14 protein-coding genes are annotated in these 19,663 nt (G+C 66.7%); 3 read left to right on the top strand and 11 right to left on the bottom strand.

Annotation, left to right across the window (positions count from 1 at the left end; translation table 11 throughout):
- The first annotated feature begins 189 nt into the window (after positions 1-189).
- Positions 190-1,815, top strand: coding sequence for a methyl-accepting chemotaxis protein (locus OX460_RS11885; protein WP_289898728.1), 1,626 nt, complete (start codon positions 190-192; stop codon positions 1,813-1,815).
- Here OX460_RS11885 and OX460_RS11880 read toward each other — a convergent pair.
- Entirely contained in the window at positions 1,812-3,977 is a 2,166-nt protein-coding gene (locus OX460_RS11880; RefSeq protein ID WP_251350625.1) for a TonB-dependent siderophore receptor, read from the bottom strand. The two genes, OX460_RS11885 and OX460_RS11880, sit on opposite strands and share 4 nt — an antisense overlap.
- Positions 3,978-4,384: 407 nt before the next feature.
- On the opposite strand from OX460_RS11880, the gene OX460_RS11875 reads away from it, so the two are divergent.
- Positions 4,385-6,199: an EAL domain-containing protein gene (locus OX460_RS11875; RefSeq protein ID WP_289898727.1), complete on the top strand. Its 1,815-nt coding sequence runs from the start codon at positions 4,385-4,387 to the stop codon at positions 6,197-6,199.
- On the opposite strand, the gene OX460_RS11870 is transcribed toward OX460_RS11875, so the two are convergent.
- From OX460_RS11870 to OX460_RS11825, 10 genes are all read right to left on the bottom strand, one after another.
- Entirely contained in the window at positions 6,190-8,640 is a 2,451-nt protein-coding gene (locus OX460_RS11870; protein ID WP_289898726.1) for a TonB-dependent receptor, read from the bottom strand. The two genes, OX460_RS11875 and OX460_RS11870, sit on opposite strands and share 10 nt — an antisense overlap.
- A gap of 77 nt (positions 8,641-8,717) precedes the next feature.
- Positions 8,718-9,671, bottom strand: coding sequence for a FecR domain-containing protein (locus tag OX460_RS11865; RefSeq protein WP_289898725.1), 954 nt, complete (start codon positions 9,669-9,671; stop codon positions 8,718-8,720).
- Positions 9,668-10,210 (bottom strand): sigma-70 family RNA polymerase sigma factor, encoded by a 543-nt coding sequence (locus OX460_RS11860; protein ID WP_289898724.1) that lies wholly within the window; start codon positions 10,208-10,210, stop codon positions 9,668-9,670. The genes OX460_RS11865 and OX460_RS11860 overlap by 4 nt, the downstream gene beginning before the upstream one ends.
- 123 nt (positions 10,211-10,333) lie before the next feature.
- Positions 10,334-10,687, bottom strand: coding sequence for a DUF3325 domain-containing protein (locus tag OX460_RS11855; protein WP_289898894.1), 354 nt, complete (start codon positions 10,685-10,687; stop codon positions 10,334-10,336).
- A complete protein-coding gene (locus OX460_RS11850; RefSeq protein ID WP_289898723.1) occupies positions 10,687-12,315 on the bottom strand; it encodes a PepSY-associated TM helix domain-containing protein in 1,629 nt (542 codons plus the stop codon). Before OX460_RS11850 ends, OX460_RS11855 begins: the two co-directional genes overlap by 1 nt.
- The gene (locus tag OX460_RS11845) at positions 12,312-12,650 is read right to left on the bottom strand and encodes a DUF3649 domain-containing protein (RefSeq protein WP_289898722.1); all 339 of its coding nucleotides are present in this window, start codon (positions 12,648-12,650) and stop codon (positions 12,312-12,314) included. Before OX460_RS11845 ends, OX460_RS11850 begins: the two co-directional genes overlap by 4 nt.
- A gap of 2 nt (positions 12,651-12,652) precedes the next feature.
- The gene (locus tag OX460_RS11840) at positions 12,653-13,399 is read right to left on the bottom strand and encodes a DUF4198 domain-containing protein (protein ID WP_289898721.1); all 747 of its coding nucleotides are present in this window, start codon (positions 13,397-13,399) and stop codon (positions 12,653-12,655) included.
- A 377-nt stretch (positions 13,400-13,776) separates the two neighbouring features.
- Positions 13,777-16,173, bottom strand: coding sequence for a TonB-dependent receptor (locus OX460_RS11835; RefSeq protein WP_289898720.1), 2,397 nt, complete (start codon positions 16,171-16,173; stop codon positions 13,777-13,779).
- A 91-nt stretch (positions 16,174-16,264) separates the two neighbouring features.
- Positions 16,265-17,365, bottom strand: coding sequence for a FecR domain-containing protein (locus tag OX460_RS11830; protein ID WP_289898719.1), 1,101 nt, complete (start codon positions 17,363-17,365; stop codon positions 16,265-16,267).
- Positions 17,365-17,850 carry a sigma-70 family RNA polymerase sigma factor gene (locus OX460_RS11825; RefSeq protein ID WP_289898718.1) on the bottom strand — a complete coding sequence of 162 codons (486 nt, stop codon included), beginning with the start codon at positions 17,848-17,850 and terminating at the stop codon, positions 17,365-17,367. The genes OX460_RS11830 and OX460_RS11825 overlap by 1 nt, the downstream gene beginning before the upstream one ends.
- A 168-nt stretch (positions 17,851-18,018) precedes the next feature.
- Here OX460_RS11825 and OX460_RS11820 point away from each other — a divergent pair, with 168 nt between their 5' ends.
- The gene (locus tag OX460_RS11820; RefSeq protein WP_289898717.1) at positions 18,019-19,650 is read left to right on the top strand and encodes an alpha-D-glucose phosphate-specific phosphoglucomutase; all 1,632 of its coding nucleotides are present in this window, start codon (positions 18,019-18,021) and stop codon (positions 19,648-19,650) included.
- Positions 19,651-19,663: the final 13 nt, after the last annotated feature.

Below are 19,663 nucleotides of genomic sequence, written 5' to 3'. Positions count from 1 at the left end.
ACGGAAAATCATGACCATCCAGTCAACCTTGCGCTGTAATTTGTTGTTTCTATGTTGAAAGTGTTTCTCTAACGAAAGCGCTGCTTGGTTTTTCACGGGGCGCGCCCCATGATTTCTTCATTTGGTGAGAATTGGTTAGTTTTGGCGACGTCTTTGTTGCCATCCTGTTCTTGCCGCCGGGAGAAACACATGCAACTCGCGAATCTGAAAATTTCCGTCCGCCTGGGTCTGTTGGGCGCCTTCTTTTTTCTTGCGCTGGTGTTCGTGGGCGTGCGCGGCTGGAGCGCGCTCGACGCGGCCAGTGCGCGCAGCGCGGACGCCATGCAGCGTTCCGTCGCCTTGACGGAAGCGGTCGACGCGGCGCGCAGCGCGCAGGTGGAATTCAAGATCCAGGTGCAGGAATGGAAAAACATCCTGCTGCGCGGCGGCGATGCTGCCGCCTTCCAGCGCTACCGCGAAGCGTTTGTCGCCAGCGGCGCGCAGACGCGCAAGGAATTGAAAAGCCTGCAGGCGATGATGGGCGCATTAAAACTCGACACGGCACCCGTGGAGCAGGCGCTGCAGGCGCACGACGCGCTGGGCGTGAGCTACCTGGCGGCGCTGCAAAAGTATGACGGCGCGCGCGCCGACAGCGCGCAGGCCGTCGATGCGCTGGTCAAGGGCATGGACCGCGAACCGACACGCCAGATCGACGCCATCGTCACGGCCATCGGCAAGCAGTCGCACGCCCTGATGGCGCAGATGAAGGAGCAGGATGATGCCGCGCACCGCAGCGCCAGCATCGCCATGCTGGCCACCGTGCTGGTGACCCTGGTCGTGGGCTCCGTCACCGTGTGGTGGCTGATCCGCAGCATCATGGTGCCGCTGGGCGCGGCCGTCGGCATCGCCCAGCAGGTGGCGGCCGGCGACTTGCGCGCCGTGGTGGCCGACGGCAGCCGCGATGAAATCGGCGACCTGCTGCGCGCCTTGAAGGCGATGAGCGGCAACCTGGCCGCCATCGTGGGACGGGTGCGCGCCGGCACGGACGCCATCGCCACGGCGTCCGCTGAAATCGCCAGCGGCAACATGGACCTGTCGTCGCGCACGGAGGAGCAAGCCAGTTCGCTGGAAGAAACGGCCGCCTCGATGATCGAGCTGACGTCCACCGTGCGGCAGAATAACGACAACGCGGATCAGGCGCGCCAGCTGGCCGGCGGCGCTTCCGACGTGGCGCAGCGCGGCGGCGAGGCCGTGGCGCAGGTGGTGCAGACCATGAGCCATATCAATGCCTCGTCGAAGCGCATCGTCGACATCATCGCCGTCATCGACGGCATCGCCTTCCAGACGAATATCCTGGCCCTGAACGCGGCCGTGGAAGCGGCGCGCGCGGGCGAGCAGGGACGCGGCTTTGCCGTCGTGGCGACGGAAGTGCGCAACCTGGCGCAACGCTCGGCCGCAGCGGCCCTGGAAATCAAGCAGCTGATCGGCGAATCCGTGCGCACGGTGGAAGAGGGCAGCGTGCTGGCCGGCCAGGCGGGGCGTACGATGGATGACGTGGTGAGCAGCGTGCAGCGCGTCAACGCCATCATCGGCGAGATCGCCGTGGCCAGCGTGGAGCAGCGCGACGGCATCGAACAGATCAGCATCGCCATCAGCCAGATGGATGGCGTGACGCAGCAGAACGCGGCCCTGGTGGAGCAGGCCGCCGCCGCTGCGGACGCGCTGCAGCAGCAGGCGGCCAGCCTGGCCGACGCCGTCAGCATCTTCAAGCTGCATGCGGCGCCGGCGCTGGCGTCGACGCCGGAACTGAAGCCGGGCCGGCTGGCGCTGGCTTAAAACGTGTACTTCGCCGTCAGCACGGCGCTGCGCGGATCGCCGAATGCATTGCCGCTGTCGATGCTGCTGATGGCCTGGTAGTAGCTGCGGTCGAAGACGTTGGTCACGCTCAGGCGCACGTCGAGCTGGCGGTTCACTTGCCAGCCCGCGTTCAGGTCGGCCACCGCGTAGCCGCCCTGGCGGATGGCGCTGTTGGTCTTGTAGATCTGGTTCTGCGCCCGTAGCGCGCCGCCGACGCGCCACGCATCGGACAGGCGATAGCTGGTGGACAGGCGCAGCAGGCGGCTGGGGCGCTCGGCCGCATAGCGCGCGCCGACGGCATTGCTGCCTTGCGCCTTGGCGTATTCGGCCGTGTTGTAGGTAAAGCCCGCGCTCACCTGCCAGCGTGGCGTCAACGCGCCGGACACGCTCAGTTCAAACCCGTCGCTGCGCACTTCACCGGCCGCTTCGGAGCAAGACAGCAGGCCGGGACCGCACTGCGTCAGCGGCAGCGCGGTCGCCAGGTTCTTTTGCACGATGCGGAACACGGCCGCCGAGGCGTTCAGCGCGCCGCCGAAGTACTCGCCCTTCACGCCCGCTTCCATGTTGATGCCCGTGACGGGATCGAGCAGCACGCCATTCCTGTCGACGGCGCTTTGCGGATTGAAGATGCTGGTCCAGCTGCCGTACAGCGAATGGTGGGCGTCGACGTCGTACACCAAGCCGGCATATGGCGTGACTTCCCGGCTCACCTTGTAGCCGGAGCGCGCGCCCGACAACGTGTTGATGGCGCGATAGTCGTACCAGTCGACGCGGCCGCCCACCAGCAGGGCCAGCGGATCGGCCAGGCTGAAGCGGGCCGTCGTGTAGACGCCCGTCTGCTTCGTCTTGCTGTCCTGGCCATAATAGAAGGTGCCGATCGCGGGTTTCACGGGCGCGCCCGTATCCCAGCGCACGGGGTTGAAGGTGTAGCTGTAGTCGGGCACCGACTTGTAGCCCTTGTCCTCGGTATCGCGCGTGCGGTAGTTGGCACCGAAGACGATTTCATGGCGGCGGCCCAGCAGGCTGAAAGGACCGGCTGCCTGCGCATCGACTATGCGCTGCTGGCGGTCGTAGACAAAGGCGTTGGCCGCGCTGAGGAGGAACAGATTCGTCTTCGGCACGCGGGCGATGCCCGTGACGACGGAGTCGAGTTCGTCCTGCAGCGCCTGCGCCGCCAGTTTGACCTTCCAGCCGTCGCCCAGCCGCTGTTCGAGTTCGGCGAACAGGCGCGTGTTTTTCTTGTTCCAGAAGGTCCAGTCGGGCGCGTTGCTGGCCGAGCGGTCGAGCGGCAGGAAACTGCCGTCGAGCGCCGTTGGCAAGCCGTACCACGTGGAGCCGGGATTGCGCTCGTCGTTGACGTGAAAGCCCACGCTCAGGGTCGTGTCGCGCGACAGGTCGGCATCGGCGGTGGCGTAGAGCAGGGCGCGCTTGTGGCGGTAGTTCGAGATGAACGTGTCGGTATCCTGATAGGCGGCCACGGCGCGCCCGCGCAGGCTGCCCGCCTGGTTCAATGCGCCGCGCGCATCGACTTCGCCGCGGTAGTCGTTGTAGCGGCCGATGCTGCCCGTGAGCGACACCTCGCTCTGTGCCGTGGGGCGCTTGCGCACGAAATTCATCGTGCCCGACGGGTTGCCCACGCCATTGAGCATGCCGGCCGCGCCGCGCAGGATTTCGACGCGGTCGTACATGGCCAGGGTAGCGAAACCGAGGGTGTCGCCGTCGGCCGACATGGTCAGACCGTCTTCCGTGAAATTGCTGATCGAGAAACCGCGCGAATAAAAGCTGGCCCGCTCGGTGGCGCCCTTGTTCAGGCTCAGCCCCGGCGTGACATTGGCGATGTCCTCGACCGAGCGGATATTCATGTCGTCCATTTGCTGGCGTGTGACGACGCTGACCGATTGCGGCGTCTCGCGCACGGAAAGGTTCAGGCGCGTGGCCGCGTTCATGCTGCCGCTGGTGTAGGAGCCGCTGCCTTCGGTGGTGGCGGAGGCGGCCTGCGCGTTGACGCGCACCTCGGGCAGATTCTGTTCCTGCTGCTGCGTCTGGCCATGGGCTGGTGCACCCAAGGTGCCGAGAATGGCTGCGGCCATGAGGGTCGGCGCCAACGCGGCGGCCTTTCGCTGTGCGCTGTGTATTGTCATTGATTACTCCCGGTGTCGCGATGATGTGGTGGATGAAGCAGGCGGATGCCTGTTTCAAAATATGCGTCGCTGGGGGAGTGTTGCGCCTGGCTTGCCTGGCCATGCCGCTGCGGTCCTGGCGTGGGCGCAGGGACTCAGATGAATGGAGTTGATTCCCAAGAATGAGAATCATTCTCATTTTAGTGTTGCGCAGCAATTGTTGCAATAATTAGTGAGATTGTCTGTGGGAGGATTGCAACAGTGATCACGCCCCGCCGTGATTGACACCAGTCAAGCGGCGCCCGATCAGGCAAATATCGCGCCGGAATTCTTATACTATTTCCTTTCCGCATGGTTCTGCGCCCGGCCGCATGGCGCGCGTTGCAAAGGAAAAGCATGTCTTCCACCTCTTGCCTGCCGGGTGACGCATGACGACGCTGTTGCTGGCGCTGTGCCTGACCCTGGCCGTGATGCTGAGCGTGCTGCTGGCCTGCCAGTGGCAGGCGGCGCGCACGTGGCGCCTGCGCCATGCGACAGGCGTGGTGCTGCAGGCGGCGCAGGCGCAGCGCATGGCAGATGCGCTGGCGCTGCTGCACGCCTTGCCGGCGGCCGTCGTCGGCACCGACCACGCTGGCGTGGTGCGCTACCTGAATCCCCGCGCCAGCGCCATGGGCGGGCTGCTGGGCGACGATGGCCTGGGCCAGCCCGTGACGCAGTTGCTGCCGCTGTTCCATGACGGCACGCCCATCGATGCGGCGCGCCAGGTGCGCGATTGTGTGGCGCAGCAGGAAGTGCTGGAAGTGGCGCGCGGCGCTGTGCTGCTGCGCCATCTCGACGGCAAGCGCATCGACGTGCAGTACAGCTGCGCACCGCTGGCGCAGGGCGGCGCGGTGCTGCTGCTGCACGATGTGTCGGCGCGCCGGCGCGCCGAGCAGCAGCTGGAATTCATCGCCCACCACGACGGCTTGACGGGCTTGCCGAACCGGCTGCATTTCCAGATCCGCTTCGAGCACGGCATCGCGTACGCGCGCCGCCACCAGGCGTTGCTGGCGGTGCTGTTCGTCGATATCGACCGCTTCAAATCCATCAACGACAGCCTGGGGCACGACGTGGGCGACCAGGTGCTGACGGAGTTCGCGCGCCGGGTGCAGCAGTGCGTGCGCAAGGTCGACACGGTGGCGCGCCAGGGCGGCGACGAATTCATCATCCTGCTGACGGAATTGCGCACGGCGCACGATGCCGAGCGGGTGGCCGAGAAAATCGTCGGCGCCATCGCCGCCCCCTTCGTCATCGGCGAATACAGCCTGTCGGTGGCGGCCAGCGTGGGCGTGGCCCTGTACCCGGACGATGACGACGACGTCAATGCGCTGATCGAAAAGGCCGACCTGGCCATGTATGCGGCCAAGCGCCACACGCCCGGCACCTGCCTGCGCTACGCGCCGCGCATGCAGACGCAATCGTATTCTCGCACCATCCTCGAGACGGCCTTGCGCCACGCGCTCGAACGCAATGAATTCGCCCTGTTCTACCAGCCGCGCATGGATTTGAAGACGCGCACGATCACGGGCGTGAAGGCGCTGCTGCGCTGGAAGCACCCGGAGCTGGGCCTGATGATGCCGCTCGACTTTTTACCGGTACTGGAGGAAATCGCCCTGATCCTGCCGGTGGGGGCGTGGGTGATGGCCACGGCGGTGGAACAGGCGCGCAGGTGGATCGCGCAGGGGCAGATGCTGACGGTGTCCGTCAGCCTGTCGGCGCGCCAGTTCTACCAGCGCGACATCGCGCGCAATTTCGCCGCCGCGCTGGAAGCGGCCGGCGTGCCGGGGCATTGCATCGAGCTGGAAATTGCCGCCGGCATCCTGATCGACCGCAACCAGAACTGCGAACTGATATTGCGCCAGTTCCGCCAGCTGGGCATGGCGATCGCCATCAGCGATTTCGGCACGGGCGACGCTTCGCTCAATTACCTGAAACGCTTTCCCACGGATGCCGTGAAGATCGAAAAATGCTTCGTCGACGACGTGGGCAAGCCGGGCGGCGACGGCGCCATGGTGCGCGCCATCGTGGCGATGGCGCGCACGCTGGGATTGCGCACCATCGCCGGCGGGGTGGAAAGCGGCGAGCAGCTGGAACTGCTCGCCGAGATGGGCTGCGACGAGGCGTTTGGCTATTTCCTGGGCCGCGCCATGGCGCCCGAGGGCATCGAGGTGCTGCTCAAAAGCAGCGAAGCCATTCAGAATTGATAGCGCAGCGACAGCATGGCGTTGCGCGGATCGCCGTAGTAGCCGCCCATGCCCGTCGAGTAGTACTTCTTGTCGAAGACGTTATTCACGTTCAGGGTCGCCATCAGCTGCGGCGTGACCTGGTACTGCGCCATCAGTCCCGCCACGGCATACGCCTTCTGCGTGAAGCGTTCGCCGTTCGGCCCGCGGTCGTCCATGTAGATATCGCTCTGCCAGTTCACGCCGCCGCCCAGCACCAGGCCCGGCACGCCCTGCGCCAGGCGCCAGGTGGTCCACAGCTTGGCCATGTTCTGCGGCTGGTTGGTCTGGATGCGCTCGCCGGCGGCGTTGCGGATGCGGCTATACGCATAGCTGGCCGTCAGCTGCCAGTCGGGGCGCAGCTGGCCCGATACTTCCACCTCGACGCCGCGCGTGGTGGCGCCCTTCACCGTGTGATAGGCGTAGGAGCCGCCGCCCGTGCCGATGATCCAGATGTTGCCCGGATCGGCTTCGGCCAGGTTTTCCTGCTTCAGCTGGAACAGGGCGGCGCTGGTGGTGAGCTTGCCGCCGAAGAATTCGCCCTTGGCGCCCACTTCGTAGTTCTTGCCTTCCAGCGGCGCCAGGAAGCGGCTGTTGACGTCGCGCTGGCTTTGCGGCGTGAAGATGCTGGTGTAGCTGGCGTAGGCCGACCAGTGCTGGCCCAGGTCGTAGACCAGGCCCGCATACGGCGTGATCTTGCCGTTTTCGCGCATGGCGTCGTACAGGTCCGTATCGTTGAAATAATCGCTGCGGATGTCGCGCTTCCAGTACGACAGGCGCGCCCCGACAATCACCGACAGCGCGTCCGTCGGGCGCAGGCGCAGGGTCGAATACACGCCGCTTTCCCGTTCCTTGTCGTACGAGCTGCCCAGGCGCGTGCCGCTGTAGTCGGGCACCGGCATGGCGCCATGCCAGGCGTGGATATCCGGCACCGTGTAGTTGTAGCCGTCGAGGCGCCAGTTCGGGTAGATGGGGCCATTCGTCTTGAGTTCCGAGGCGCTCACGCCCAGCACCAGTTCATGCTTGCGGCCGAAGGCCTGGAACGGGCCGCTCACGTACGCGTCGAGCGAGGTCTGTTGCGGCTTGCTGTGCCAGTTGGCCAACCACAGCTTCATGCCGCCGCCCGTCACGCGGTCCGGGTAGCCGTTGCCGGAAAAACCCTGCAGGGCGTCGTACTGGTTGCTGCTGCGGCTGACGGCCACCTTGGCGATCCAGTCGTTGTCGAAATAATGATCGAGCGTGGCGAACAGCATGTTCTGTTCGCGGTCATACGTGCTCCACGCGGCCGTGCCGTTCATCGAGCGGGGAAAATGGGTTTGCGAGCCGTCGGCGTAGAACACGGGGAATTCGCGCCCCGCGCCCTTGAGCTTTTCCTTTTGGTAGTTGATGCCGGCGCTGAGCACCGTCGAAGGCGACAGGTCCGCTTCGACGATGGCGTACAGCACGTCCTTTTTCTGCTGGTAGCGGTCGATGAACGAGCGCTGGTCTTCATGCGCGGCGACGAGGCGCGCGCGCACCTTGCCGTCCGCCGTCAAGGGCGTCGAGACATCGCCCTCGACGCGGTAACGGTCCCATGATCCCAGCTGCGCGCCGGCCGTGGCGGCAAACGTGCGGCCCGGGCGCTTGCGCACCAGGTTGATGGCGGCCGACGGGCTGCCAGTGCCGCTGATCAGGCCTGTTGCGCCGCGGATGACCTCGACGCGGTCGTAGATGGCCATGTCGTAGGTGCGCGCTTTCAGGCTCTTGCTGGTCGGGATGCCGTCGAACATGTACGACGTGACTTCGAAGCCGCGGGAAAACACCTGGTCGTATTCGCGCGTGCTCGACGAATGGTCCACCGTGATGCCGGGCGCCTGCAGCAGCACGTCCTGCAGGGTTTTCAAGCCCTGGTCCTCGATCTGCTGGCGCGTGATGACGCTGACGGCTTGCGGCGTTTCGCGCAGCGACAGGTTCAGGCGCGTGGCGCTGGTCAGGCCCGCGTAGCCGCGCTTGCCTTCCGTGGTGCCGTCGCGCAGGGCGCTGGAGCTGACGGCCACTTCGTCCAGGGTGGCGGCGATCGGCGCGGCGGGCGAGGCAGCACCCGACTTGCGCAGCACGTAGCTGCGTTCTCCGCTGGGCAGTGCTTCGAGGTCCGTGCCGGCCAGCAGGCGGGCCAGCGCCTGCGGCACCGTGTAGCTGCCGCTCAGGCCCGGCGTGCGCACGCCTTGCAGCAGCTCGGCCGCCGCGCCCACGCTCACCTTCGCCTCGATGGCAAAGCTGGCGATGGCGGCGGACAGCTCGCCCGCCGGCACGTTGAAGGCCGTTTGCGCGGCAACTGGCGCGGCGGCGGCACCGGCTGCCATGGCCGGCGCCTGCGCCAGCGACAGCAGGAGCACGGCGCCGCCGATGGCGCGCGCGAGGGGAGTCAGACGAGGAGGGTGCATGGTCTTGCCTTTCCGGTGAGTGTCGTTGTCATACTCACAGGACAGGCGAGGGTGAAAAAAGGGGCCACTTTTGTAAGTTATTTTTGGCGGGCCGCGATGGTGACCCAGTACGGGCTGCGGTACAGCACGTCGACGGGCAGCATGCGCGCCAGGCTGTCCAGCACGGCGTCCGTGTCGTCGAGCTGGAAGGCGCCCGACAGGCGCAAGCCCGCCACCTGCGGTTCCACGCGCAGCAGGCCGGGGCGGTAGCGCGACAGTTCGAAGGCGAAGGCGTCGAGGCGCATGTCCTGCGCCGCCAGCATGCCGCGCGCCCAGGCATCGGCTTGCAGCGGCGCCGGCACGGGCAGGCTGGCGTGGCTGGCGTCGAAGCGGCTTTGCTGGCCTGCCGCGACCGTGCGGACGGTGGCCGAGGGCGCGCGCGGCGTGATTTCCACCGCGTGTTCGAGCACCGTCACGCGGCTGCCGCCGTCGTCGACGCGCACGGTGAAGCGCGTGCCCAGCGCGCGGATGCGCCCATGGCAGGTGGCGACGATGAACGGGCGGCTGCCCGCGTGGTCGGGGCGCGTCTGCACCAGCACTTCGCCGCGGCGCAGGGTCAGACGGCGTTCGTCGGGGCCATACGCCACATCGACTGCGCTGTCCGTGTTGAGCACCAGGGTGCTTCCATCGGGCAAGGATATGTCGCGCCGCTCGCCCACGCCGCTGCGGTAATCGGCCAGTATCTCGTGGCGCGCCAGCAGCCAGGCGGCGGGCGCCGCCATCAGCGCCAGCAGCAGCTGCACGGCCACGCGGCGCTGCGGACGGCGCAGCACGGGCACGGCCAGCTCCGGCGGCAGCAGACCGGCGGTCTGGCTCACTTGCTGCACCCTGTGCCAGGCGCGCGCGTGTTCCGGGTCGAGCGCGCGCCACTGCGCACTGGCGGCCAGGTCGTCCGGCGTGGCCTGGCCCGACTGCTCCAGCAAATACCATTCGACGGCCTGGCGCGCCACCTTGCGCGACAACAGCGGAGATGGTGGCGCGGCCGCGCTCATGGCAGCAGGTCCGGCGCCAGCAGCACGCATTCGGTCAGCGCCTCGGCCATGTAGCGCTTCACGGAGCGCTCGCCGATGCCCAGTTGCGCGGCGATGTCCGCATAGGCATGGCCTTCGATCTGCGCCAGGATGAAGACGGCGCGCACCTTCGGTTTCAGGCCGTCGAGCATGGCATCGACCGTTTGCAGCGCCTGCAGGATTTGCGCGCGCTGCTCGACGGAGGGCTGGTGCTGTTCTGGCTGCGCGGCCAGCGCATCGGCCCACGCCCGTTCCAGCGACTGGCGCCGCAAGTGATTGATCAGCAGGTGCTTGGCGACGGTGGCCAGGTAGGCTTTCGGCGCGCGCAGGGCCGGCGTTTGCGGCTGTGCCGGGGCGCCGGCCAGCAGGCGCGTGAAGGTATCCTGCATCAGGTCGGCCGCATCAAAGGCATTGCCCAGGCGCCGCTGCAGCCAGTGTGCCAGCCAGCCGTGGTGCGCGCGGTAATGGTTTTCCAGCTGCGTGGGCAGCAGGGGAGAGGGCGCGAACGGACTGCCTGGCATGGTGGGAAAAACCTTAATGCAAATAAGAATTATTCTCATTTTAGCGCGGTGAGCGTGCCGACGCAATGCGCTGTTGCTGTCCCGCCACGCACTTGCCGTCACGTGGCGGGACCGCCAGGTCCTCTACAGCATGGCCAGCGCGATGGCGGCCAGCACGGCCGCGCCGCCGACGAGGCGCGCCAGGCGCATGGCCTGGTGCGGCGCGTAGGGCAGCAGCCAGATCAGCAGCAAGCCGCAGCCAGTCAGGCTGCCGACCCAGTAGACGAGGCCGTAGCCGCCGCCGGCGATGTGCATGGCCCAGGCGAGGCCGGCCGCCAGCGCCAGCCACCCCGTCCACTGCAGGCGGCGGCGCAGCGGCGCGGGAGGTTCGGCGCCGCGTCCATGCAAGTCGGCGTAGTGGCGGTCCATCGCCAGGCACAGCGAGGACAGGCCTGCGTAGCACAAGGCAAAGACGAGGAAGTTCGACAGCAGCTCCATCACGCGGCCTCCATCGTCGTCGGCGCCGGCTTGGCGGCGGGTGCGGCCTTGGCCGCCTTCACGGGCAGCGGTTTCAATTTGAACGCCGCATACGCGAGGCCCAGGCCCAGCACCAGCACCACCAGGTCGAAGGCGGCCACCGCCACGGGGCCGCGGCCCAGGAACAGGGTCACGCCCAGGTGCGATTCGGTGGTGAAGACGTTCAGCACGGGCAGCGACGCCAGCAGGAAGGCGCCGGCGGCCAGCTGCATGCGCCACATGGCGCGCGACGGACGCAGCTGGGCGATGATGGCGGCCAGGGCCCAGGCGCCGAAGAAGCAGGCGATTTCCTCCTGCGGCCGGTCTTCCATCGTCACCGACAGCAGGCGGTTGGCCCAGAAATAGGCGCCGAAGGCGATCGGGATGCCGGCGATGGCGCCGATGTTGAGCGCTTCCACCAGGCGCAGGCCGAAGCTGGCGCGCTTGCCGGCGGCCAGCGCCTTGGCCTGCTTCTGGCGCGTCTTGACGGCCCACAGCAAGGCGCCCGTGGCGACCATGGCGCAGCCGGCCAGGCCGGACAGGAAGAACAGCGCGCGCAGCAGCGGTCCGCCGAAACGGGCGATGTGCAAGCCATACATGACGCCGTGCGTGGCCGCCGCGCCGGGCAGCGCGTCGCCGTCGGTGGCCAGCAGCTTGCCGGACACGCCATCGAATTCCAGCGACGGCTGCTTCGACGACATGTCGCGTCCGGACGCGCGCGACAGCGTCACGGTGGCGTTGGCGTCGCCCGGATTATTCACGGAGATGCGCTCGACCTTGCCGCCGCCCCAGTGCTGTTCCGCCTGGCGCACGAGGGGCGCGAACGGCGTCAGCGGCGCGGCCACGCCGGCCGCCTTGCGCTCGTCCGAGCGGCCCGGGAAGGCTTCGGCGAAGAAGGCATCCTGGTCGCCCTTGTAGGCGGCCGTGGCGCCGGACGGCATGTACAGGAACATCAGGGTGACGAGGCCCGTGTAGGTGATCATCATGTGGTAGGGCAGGGCCAGCACGGCCGTCACGTTGTGCGCGTCCAGCCACGAGCGCTGGCCCTTCTTCGGCCGGAAGGTGAACAGGTCCTTGAAGATGCGCTTGTGCGTGACGATGCCGCTGATGATGGAGACGAACATGAACATGGCGCAGAAGCCCACGATCCAGCGGCCCCAGATGGCGGACATGTAGTGCAGGTCGAAATGCAGGCGGTAGATGAATTCGCCGCCCCGCGTCTCGCGCGGCTTGGACAGCACTTCGCCCGTGGCCGGGTCGGCCTTTTCGCTATGAAAATTGCCGCGCCGTCCGCGTTTCTTTTCGCCCGGTTGCGACGGTTTGCTCCAGCCCAGCTGCGTGGCGGGATTGCGCTCGCCGGGCAGGCTGATGAACCAGCGCGTGGCGCCCGTGGCCCGCTCCTGCATCGCCTGTTGCGCGACCTTGGCCGCCACTTCCGTCGTCACTGCGCTGGCGGCGGCGCCATGCAGTTCGGGCTGCATCCACAGGGTGATTTCATTGCGGTAGTAGCTGGCCGTGCCGGCGCAAAACACCAGCAGCAAGATCCAGCAGACGAGCAGGCCGGACCAGGTGTGCAGCCATGCCATCGACTGGCGGAAACCTTCTTTCATGCGAGACTCCAGGATAGTGCGTCCATCCACTGCAGGATGGCGGCGATGACGGCGGCGGGGATCGCGAGGCCCAGCCAGGCGCGCAGGGCGCTGCGCGTGGCGAAGACCCACATCACGGCGCAGGTATAGATGGCAAACGACAGCAGGGTAGCTGTCATGACGGCTTCGGAGCGGGCCATGGGCAGGCTTACCGACAGCAGCATGGTGACCAGCGCGGCCAGCACGTAGCCGCCAACGATGGCCGCCACGCTGCGCGAAGCCACGCCGAGGCGGTACACGGCCCCGGCGGAGAGCCGCAGGCGCGGCATTTTTTCAGTGGTGGCTGGCGCTTGCATGGTCAGTCGTGATCCTTGCTCGGTGGCAGGGCCGGGCCGGCCGGCAGCGGCGTCACGCCTTGCGGCTGCACCAGGCTCAGGGTCGTCACGAACATGGCCTTGTCATAGGCTTGCGCGCCGCGCTGGCCGGCCGTTTTGTCCGTGTGCTGCACTTCCAGCACATAGGTGCCCTTCCATGGCAGCGGGAAGCTGACCAGGCCTTGCGCATCGCTCCACGCTTCCTTGCCCCAGCCCGACTGCACCACGGCGTTGACCTTGGCTTGCGCCAGCGGCTTGCCCTGGTAGCTGACCTGGAACTGGCCTGGTTTGCCGGTCGGCACCAGGTCCAGGGTCAGCGCGGGCGCTTGCGCCTTGCCGTCGGCGACCAGGCGCGCGGCCGGGACCCACACGGTGCGCGTGGCCTTGCCATCCTTTTTCTCTTCCCACGACGGGTAGTTGTCTTCCTCGACGATGATGCTTTCGCCGGCGCCCACCTTGCCATTCAGGATGAACGCGCTGGCCGTCTTGCTCGCCTGCAACGGTTGCGCGCCCTTGGCGGACACCCACGTCACGTTCTTGATGCTGAACTTGTCCAGCAAGCCGGGCGAGGCTTCGCGCAGGTTGTCGCCGAATTCGCCGAAGTACACGCTGGCCGCCTTGCCGTCCTGCTGCAGCCAGATCTGGTGCGCGCTGGCCGTGCCGGAAACGAGGGCCGCGCCCAGCAGGGCGGCGGCGAGGGCGCCGAGGCGCGCGATGGAAGTGAGGTGCATGGTGTATGCCTTAGTTTGTGGTGAGAAACGTGGTTGTCGCAGCGGTGCAAAGTACCGGAAAGTGGCGGCGGCAGCGCCGGCCAGCGAACGTGCTCGCGCCATGAAACGACCTTTTTGCGTTATCGATATGGGAAGGCTTGCTTGGCAGGGAGGCCTGGCTGGCGCAGCGTGTCATCCAGCTGCGCATCGGCCATGCCGTCCTGGCAGGTCGATGGCAGGCGGGATATGCGAGATGCAGACTCCGAACGGAATCCAAATGTGAATGAGAACTATTCTTATTATAGTGCGAGGTTGCGAGACATGCAAGAGTGTGATGTTGTAAACGCGCACGGCCACCGCAGTGACGCGGCGGCCGTGCGTGCGCGGGAGCGCGGAGTTTACAGCTGGCCGCGCAGGGTCAGCATGGCGTTGCGCGGTTCGCCATAGAAGTTGGAACCATACGCGGCCCACACGCGCGTGTAGTATTTTTTGTCGAACAGGTTGTTCACCGTCAACGACAGCTCCAGCGTGGGACTGAGGCGGTAGCCCGCCTGCAAGCCCACTGTGGTGACGGGGCCCTGTTCGAATTTCACGGGCCCGTTCAGGCGGTACATGCTGCTGACGCTGCGCAAGCCGCCGCCCACGCTGATCTTGTCGAGCGCGCCGGCGAGCCGGTAATTGGTCCACAGGTTGAAGTTGTGGCGTGGCGCGATGAAGGAATACAGTTGCGCTTTCTGGTCATCGCTGCCTTCGAGGGTGCGCGTGCTGGTGTAGGAATAGCCGCTCGTGATGTTCCAGCCCGGCAGGGGGCTGCCGTTCAGCTCGGCTTCCAGGCCCTGGCTGCGCATCTTGCCGGCGCCGATGGAAAACAGCGGGTTGGCCGGATCGGGCATGTCGCGGTTCTCGTCTTCCATGCGGAACAGGGCCGCATGCGCATTGACGTTCTTGTCGAACAGCTCCGCCTTCAAGCCCAGTTCGAATTGCTGGCCCGTGCGCGGCTTCAGGGTTTGGCCTGCTGCGTCCGTGGTGGTCTGGGGCGAGAAGATGCGCGTGTAGCTGCCGTAGGCCGACACCTGCTTGTCGAGTTCATAGACCAGGCCCGCGTACGGCGTGAACTTGGCCTTGATGGTGTTGCTGACGTCGGTGAACTGGTTGAAATACGTATTGCGGTTGACGGCATGGTTGTCCCAGTGCGTCAGGCGCCCGCCCAGGTTGACGGCCAGCCGGTCCGTCGCCTGCAGGCGGGTGCGCGCGTACAGGCCGAACTGTTTGGTGCGGTTGTCGTTACCATCAGTAAAAGTGTAACTGGCCTGGGGGATATTGTTATCCGGATGGTAGATGTTGATCGGGGTGACCTTGCCGCCGCCGTAGCGGAAATTTTTGTGCACCTGGCGGTAGTCGGCGCCCACGATCAGGTCGTGGCTGCGGCCGAACGCCTGGAAGGGCGTGGCCAGGTAAGCATCGAGTCCCTGCGTCTTCCAGTGGCTGCGGTAGCTCCAGGTTTTCAGGCAGCTGTCGCCCGTGACAGGGTCTGCCGAACAATCGGACCAGCCGAAACGGCGCGATGGTTCGTCCTGTTCGCGGGACAGGGCGGTCACCTTGAACTGGCCGCCGTTGTCCAGCTTGTGATCGAGTTCGGCAAAATATTCCGTGACCTTTTCCGTGATGTGGTTCCAGGCCGGGTCCAGGTAGGTCGAGCGGGGCACGTCCAGCAGGCGCCCGTCTTCATAGGCGGGCAGGCCGAAGGCGGGACGGCCCTTGTATTCCTGCCAGGTGACGCCGCCCGTCAGCACGGTGCCCGGCGCCAGGTCGACGGCGACGGTGCCGTACAGCAGCGGTTTTTCCGCATACACGTGGTCGACGAAGGAGCGCCGGTGTTCATACGCGGCCACCAGGCGGCCGCGCACCTTGCCGTCCGCGCTCAGGGGGCCGGTGACGTCCGCTTCCGCATAGTAGCGGTCCCAGGAACCCGCGCTGAGCACGCCGCTGGCGGCGAAGGTGTCGCGCGCCCGCTTGCGCACCAGGTTGATGGTGCCGCCCGGGTCGCCCGCGCCCTGGAACAGGCCGGCGGGGCCGCGCAGCACTTCCACGCGGTCATAGATGGCCAGGCCGTAGCCGGCCGACAGGTCGTTGCCCGTGCTGGCGGGCGTCATCACGCCATCGACCTGCACCGAGTCGAGCGCATGGCCGCGCGAGTAAAAATTGCCGTGGTTGCCGCCCGTGCTGCTCGCTTCGACGGTGATGCCCGTCACGCCGCGCATGGCGTCGTCCAGGCTCAGCAAATTCTGGTCGTTCAGCTGCTGGCGCGTCAGCACGGAGACGGACTGGGGAATGTCGCGCAGGCTTTGCCGGCCCTTGCCGATGCTCACCGCTTGCGCCGCATACGACTTCGTCAGCTCGGTATCGATGGTCGCGTCCTGGCGCGCGCTGACGGTGATTTCCGCCAGGGTCGCCACCTTGCCCGTGGCGGCGGGCGCCGGGCGGATGATGACGCTGCTGCCGTCGATGGCAGCCGTCAGGCCGCTGCCGGCCAGCAGACGCTCCAGGCTGTCGGCCACGCTGAGGGTGCCACTGACGGCGGGCGCCGTCTTGCCGGCCACCAGTTCCGGCGCAAACAGCAGTTGCAGATTGGCTTGCCGCGCCAGCTCATTCAGGGCTTGCCCCAGCGGCTGGGCGGCGATGGCCAGTTTGACGGGGGACAAGGTTTGCGCCTGTGCCAGGGGGATGTTGCCCAATGCCAGCATGGCGGCCAGGGCGAGGGGAGCGGGTGTCAGATTGAGGCGGGGGGACCACATGTTGCATTTCTCCAGGTTAATTTATTGTCGATTAACTTGGTAGACGCAGCAGCGGAGAAAATCCTCACCTGCGAATGCGAATTATTTTCATTTATTGCAGTTGCATGGCCGGCGCCTGCGCGGCGGCTTTCGGCGCCATGCCGATGGTGCTGACGGTGCCGTTGCGGACGATCTGCACGGGCAAGAGCTGCGGCAGGGCAGCGGCGAAACGGTCCAGCTGGGTCAGGCTGAAGCTGCCGCCGATGCGCAGCCTGGCGACGGCGGGATCGCGCACGACGAAGCCCGTGTCGCCATAGCGTTCGAACTCGGCCAGCGCCGCGCCCAGCGGCACATTGTCGAAGGTGATCCTGCCGTCGCGCCACGACGCCACGCTGCCCGGGGCCAGGCTGGCGATGGCCGACAGGCGGCCGCTGGCATCGCTGCTGACGCCCTGGCCGGCCCGCAGGTCGACCCGGTCTTGCCGCGCACCCGCCACACGCACCTGGCCATGCTGCACGGCCACGCGCAGCTTGCCGTCGTGTTCGAGGGTATTGCGCACGGAAAACTGCGTGCCTACCACCGTCACTGTCAATGGACCGCTGAGCACGTCGAAGGGCTGGCCCTGCTTCGATTGCACCTGGAACAGTGCTTCGCCGTGCGCCAGGCGTACTTCGCGCCGCTGGCGGTACAGGGTGACGTGCAGTTGCGTGGCCGTATCGAGCTGCAGCGTGCTGCCGTCGGGCAGCGCGACGGCCAGGCGCTGGCCACGCACGGTGGCATACGACTGGCTGAACACGGCTTGCTGTTGCCACCACTGGTAGCCGCCCGCGCCCACGCTCAGCAGCAACATGGCGGCGGCCGCATACGGCAGCGCGCGCAGCCAATGACGGCGCGGCGCCTGCGGTGTCACGTGCGTTGCGGCTGGCGGCACTGCCCAGCGCGCGGCGACCTGCGGGGGAATCCGGCGCGCCACGCGGTGCGTGCTTTGCAGTTGCGCGTAGGCTTCGGCATGGGCCGGATCGGCCGCCAGCCAGGCGGCAAACGCCGACTGGCCCTGTGCATCGAGGTTGCCGTGCCGGCTGAACCAGGTGGCGGCTGCCAGCGCCACGCCATCTTGCGTGGCGGCAAAGTCGGCGTACTCGCGCAAGTCCGCCTGCTCCTGGGCAGAGGGGCCGAAATCATGGCGGGGCGAGTGGGCGGTCATGGGCGCCATTATGTGGCTTCCCGCAAAGAATGCAACTGCGCCTGGCAACTGAGCATGCCGCGCGCGATATGTTTTTCCACCATGCTCATGGAAATGCCCATGCGCGCGGCGATTTGCGCGTGCGGCAATTCCTCGAACACGTGCAGCACGAAGGCGTCGCGGCAGCGGGGCGGCAAGGCGTCGATGGCGGCCACGCAGGCTTGCCAGTCCTGGCTGCTTTCCAGCGCCTGTTCCGGCTGCAGATGACGGGGGGCGGCCGGATGTGCGGCCTCCGGCAGGGCGTCGAGCTCCTCGTGCTGGCGCAAGGCGGCGCGGCGGTGCTTGTCGATCAGCAAGTTGCGCGCCGTGCGGTACAGCAGCGCGCGCGGTTCGCGCACGGCCGCTTCACCCAGCACGCGCGCATAGCTTTCCTGCACCAGGTCGGCAGCGGCCTCGCGGTTGCGCAAGCTGCGCCAGCAAAAGTTCAACAGTTCTTGGTAATAGCGTGCAACCACGGCGTCCGATGTATGAGTCCGCAGCCAGGAATGCCGCATATGAGAATGATTCTCATTATATGTCATGCCGGGATGTGGTGCTAAGCGGCTTGGCGCACCGTGGCAGATGTACAACGCTTTGCCGCTTGCCTGGCATGCGTTAACATGGGAAGTTAATATGGAGGCAAGATGGCTATACAAATCATCAATACGGCGCCGATAGCCGGCCAGCGGCCCGGCACTTCGGGCTTGCGCAAGAAGGTGGCTGTCTTCAGCGCACCGCAATACCTGGAAAATTTCGTGCAGAGCGTTTTTGACACGCTGGGCGACTGCCGCGGCCAGACCCTGGTGCTGGGCGGCGACGGCCGTTATTACAACCGCGCGGCCATCCAGACGGTGCTGCGCATGGCGGCCGCGCACGGCTACGCGCGCGTGCTGCTGGGGCAAGGCGGCATCCTGTCGACGCCGGCCGTCAGCTGCGTGATCCGCAAGCATGGCGCCAGCGGCGGCCTGATCCTGTCGGCCAGCCATAACCCGGGCGGCCCCGATGGCGATTTCGGCATCAAGTACAACATCGCCAATGGCGGCCCGGCGCCCGAAAAAGTCACCGAGGCCATGTTTGCGCGCACGCAAACGATCACCGAATACCGCATCAGCGACGCTGCCGACATCGACCTCGATACCCTGGGAGTGGTGCGCATCGAGCAGATGACGGTCGAGGTGATCGATCCGGTGCTCGATTACGCGGAACTGATGCAGCAGCTGTTCGACTTCGACGCCATCCGCGCCCTGTTCGCGGGCGGCTTGCGCATCTGCTTTGACGGCATGCACGCCGTTTCCGGCCCGTATGCGACGGCCATCCTGGAAGGCATGCTGGGCGCGCCCAAGGGCAGCGTCATCAACGGCGTGCCCCTGGAAGACTTCGGCGGCGGCCACCCGGACCCGAATCCCGTCAACGCGCAGGAATTGATCGCCATCATGGCGGCCGACGATGGGCCCGACTTCGGCGCCGCCTCGGACGGCGATGGCGACCGCAACATGATCGTCGGCCGCCGCTTCGACGTGACGCCCTCGGACAGCCTGGCCATCCTGGCCGCCAACGCCACCGTGGCGCCCGGCTACCGCGCCGGGCTGAAAGGCATCGCCCGCTCCATGCCCACGTCGGGCGCGGCCGACCGGGTCGCCAGCGCGCTGGGCATACCGTGCCACGAGACGCCGACGGGCTGGAAGTTCTTCGGCACCCTGCTCGACGCGGGCCTGGCCACCCTGTGCGGCGAAGAAAGCTACGGCACGGGCTCGAACCACGTGCGCGAAAAGGATGGCCTGTGGGCCGTGCTGTTCTGGCTCAACCTGCTGGCTGAGAAAAAGCAATCGGTGGAAGAGATCGTGCGCGCGCACTGGGCCGTCTATGGCCGCAACTATTACTCGCGCCACGATTACGAAGACATCGACAGTGCCGGCGCGGCGCAGCTGATGGACGCCGTGCGCGGCCAGCTGGTCGCCTTGCCGGGCCAGGTGTTCGATGGCTACACGGTGGCGCTGGCCGACGATTTCAGCTACACGGACCCCGTCGATGGCTCCGTGGCGGCGCAGCAGGGCATCCGCATCGTCATGACGGACGGCGCGCGCATCGTGCTGCGCCTGTCCGGCACGGGCACCGAAGGCGCTACCCTGCGCCTGTACCTGGAGCGCTACGCAGCCGATCCGGCGCAGCATGACTTGCCGACCCAGCAAGCGCTGGCGGGGCTGATCGCCGTGGCGGAAACAGTGGCGCAGATCCGCTCGCGCACGGGGCGCGATGGGCCGACGGTGACGACGTAAAAAAAGGGCGCCC

The sequence above is a fragment of the Janthinobacterium sp. SUN033 genome, assembly GCF_030397595.1.
In the GTDB taxonomy this organism is placed as follows: domain Bacteria; phylum Pseudomonadota; class Gammaproteobacteria; order Burkholderiales; family Burkholderiaceae_D; genus Janthinobacterium; species Janthinobacterium kumbetense.
Note: the sequence above shows the minus strand (reverse complement) of the source record. Positions and strands in the feature narration are given on the sequence as shown.

What these genes read in the sequence shown, in the direction of transcription:
- OX460_RS11880 (WP_251350625.1), bottom strand. Translation starts at nt 3,977, where the DNA reads ATGACAATACACAGCGCACAGCGAAAGGCCGCCGCGTTGGCGCCGACC.
- OX460_RS11835 (WP_289898720.1), bottom strand. Translation starts at nt 16,173, where the DNA reads ATGTGGTCCCCCCGCCTCAATCTGACACCCGCTCCCCTCGCCCTGGCC.
- OX460_RS11860 (WP_289898724.1), bottom strand. Translation starts at nt 10,210, where the DNA reads ATGCCAGGCAGTCCGTTCGCGCCCTCTCCCCTGCTGCCCACGCAGCTG.
- OX460_RS11850 (WP_289898723.1), bottom strand. Translation starts at nt 12,315, where the DNA reads ATGAAAGAAGGTTTCCGCCAGTCGATGGCATGGCTGCACACCTGGTCC.
- OX460_RS11845 (WP_289898722.1), bottom strand. Translation starts at nt 12,650, where the DNA reads ATGCAAGCGCCAGCCACCACTGAAAAAATGCCGCGCCTGCGGCTCTCC.
- OX460_RS11840 (WP_289898721.1), bottom strand. Translation starts at nt 13,399, where the DNA reads ATGCACCTCACTTCCATCGCGCGCCTCGGCGCCCTCGCCGCCGCCCTG.
- OX460_RS11830 (WP_289898719.1), bottom strand. Translation starts at nt 17,365, where the DNA reads ATGGCGCCCATGACCGCCCACTCGCCCCGCCATGATTTCGGCCCCTCT.
- OX460_RS11865 (WP_289898725.1), bottom strand. Translation starts at nt 9,671, where the DNA reads ATGAGCGCGGCCGCGCCACCATCTCCGCTGTTGTCGCGCAAGGTGGCG.
- OX460_RS11820 (WP_289898717.1), top strand. Translation starts at nt 18,019, where the DNA reads ATGGCTATACAAATCATCAATACGGCGCCGATAGCCGGCCAGCGGCCC.
- OX460_RS11885 (WP_289898728.1), top strand. Translation starts at nt 190, where the DNA reads ATGCAACTCGCGAATCTGAAAATTTCCGTCCGCCTGGGTCTGTTGGGC.
- OX460_RS11875 (WP_289898727.1), top strand. Translation starts at nt 4,385, where the DNA reads ATGACGACGCTGTTGCTGGCGCTGTGCCTGACCCTGGCCGTGATGCTG.
- OX460_RS11870 (WP_289898726.1), bottom strand. Translation starts at nt 8,640, where the DNA reads ATGCACCCTCCTCGTCTGACTCCCCTCGCGCGCGCCATCGGCGGCGCC.
- OX460_RS11855 (WP_289898894.1), bottom strand. Translation starts at nt 10,687, where the DNA reads ATGGAGCTGCTGTCGAACTTCCTCGTCTTTGCCTTGTGCTACGCAGGC.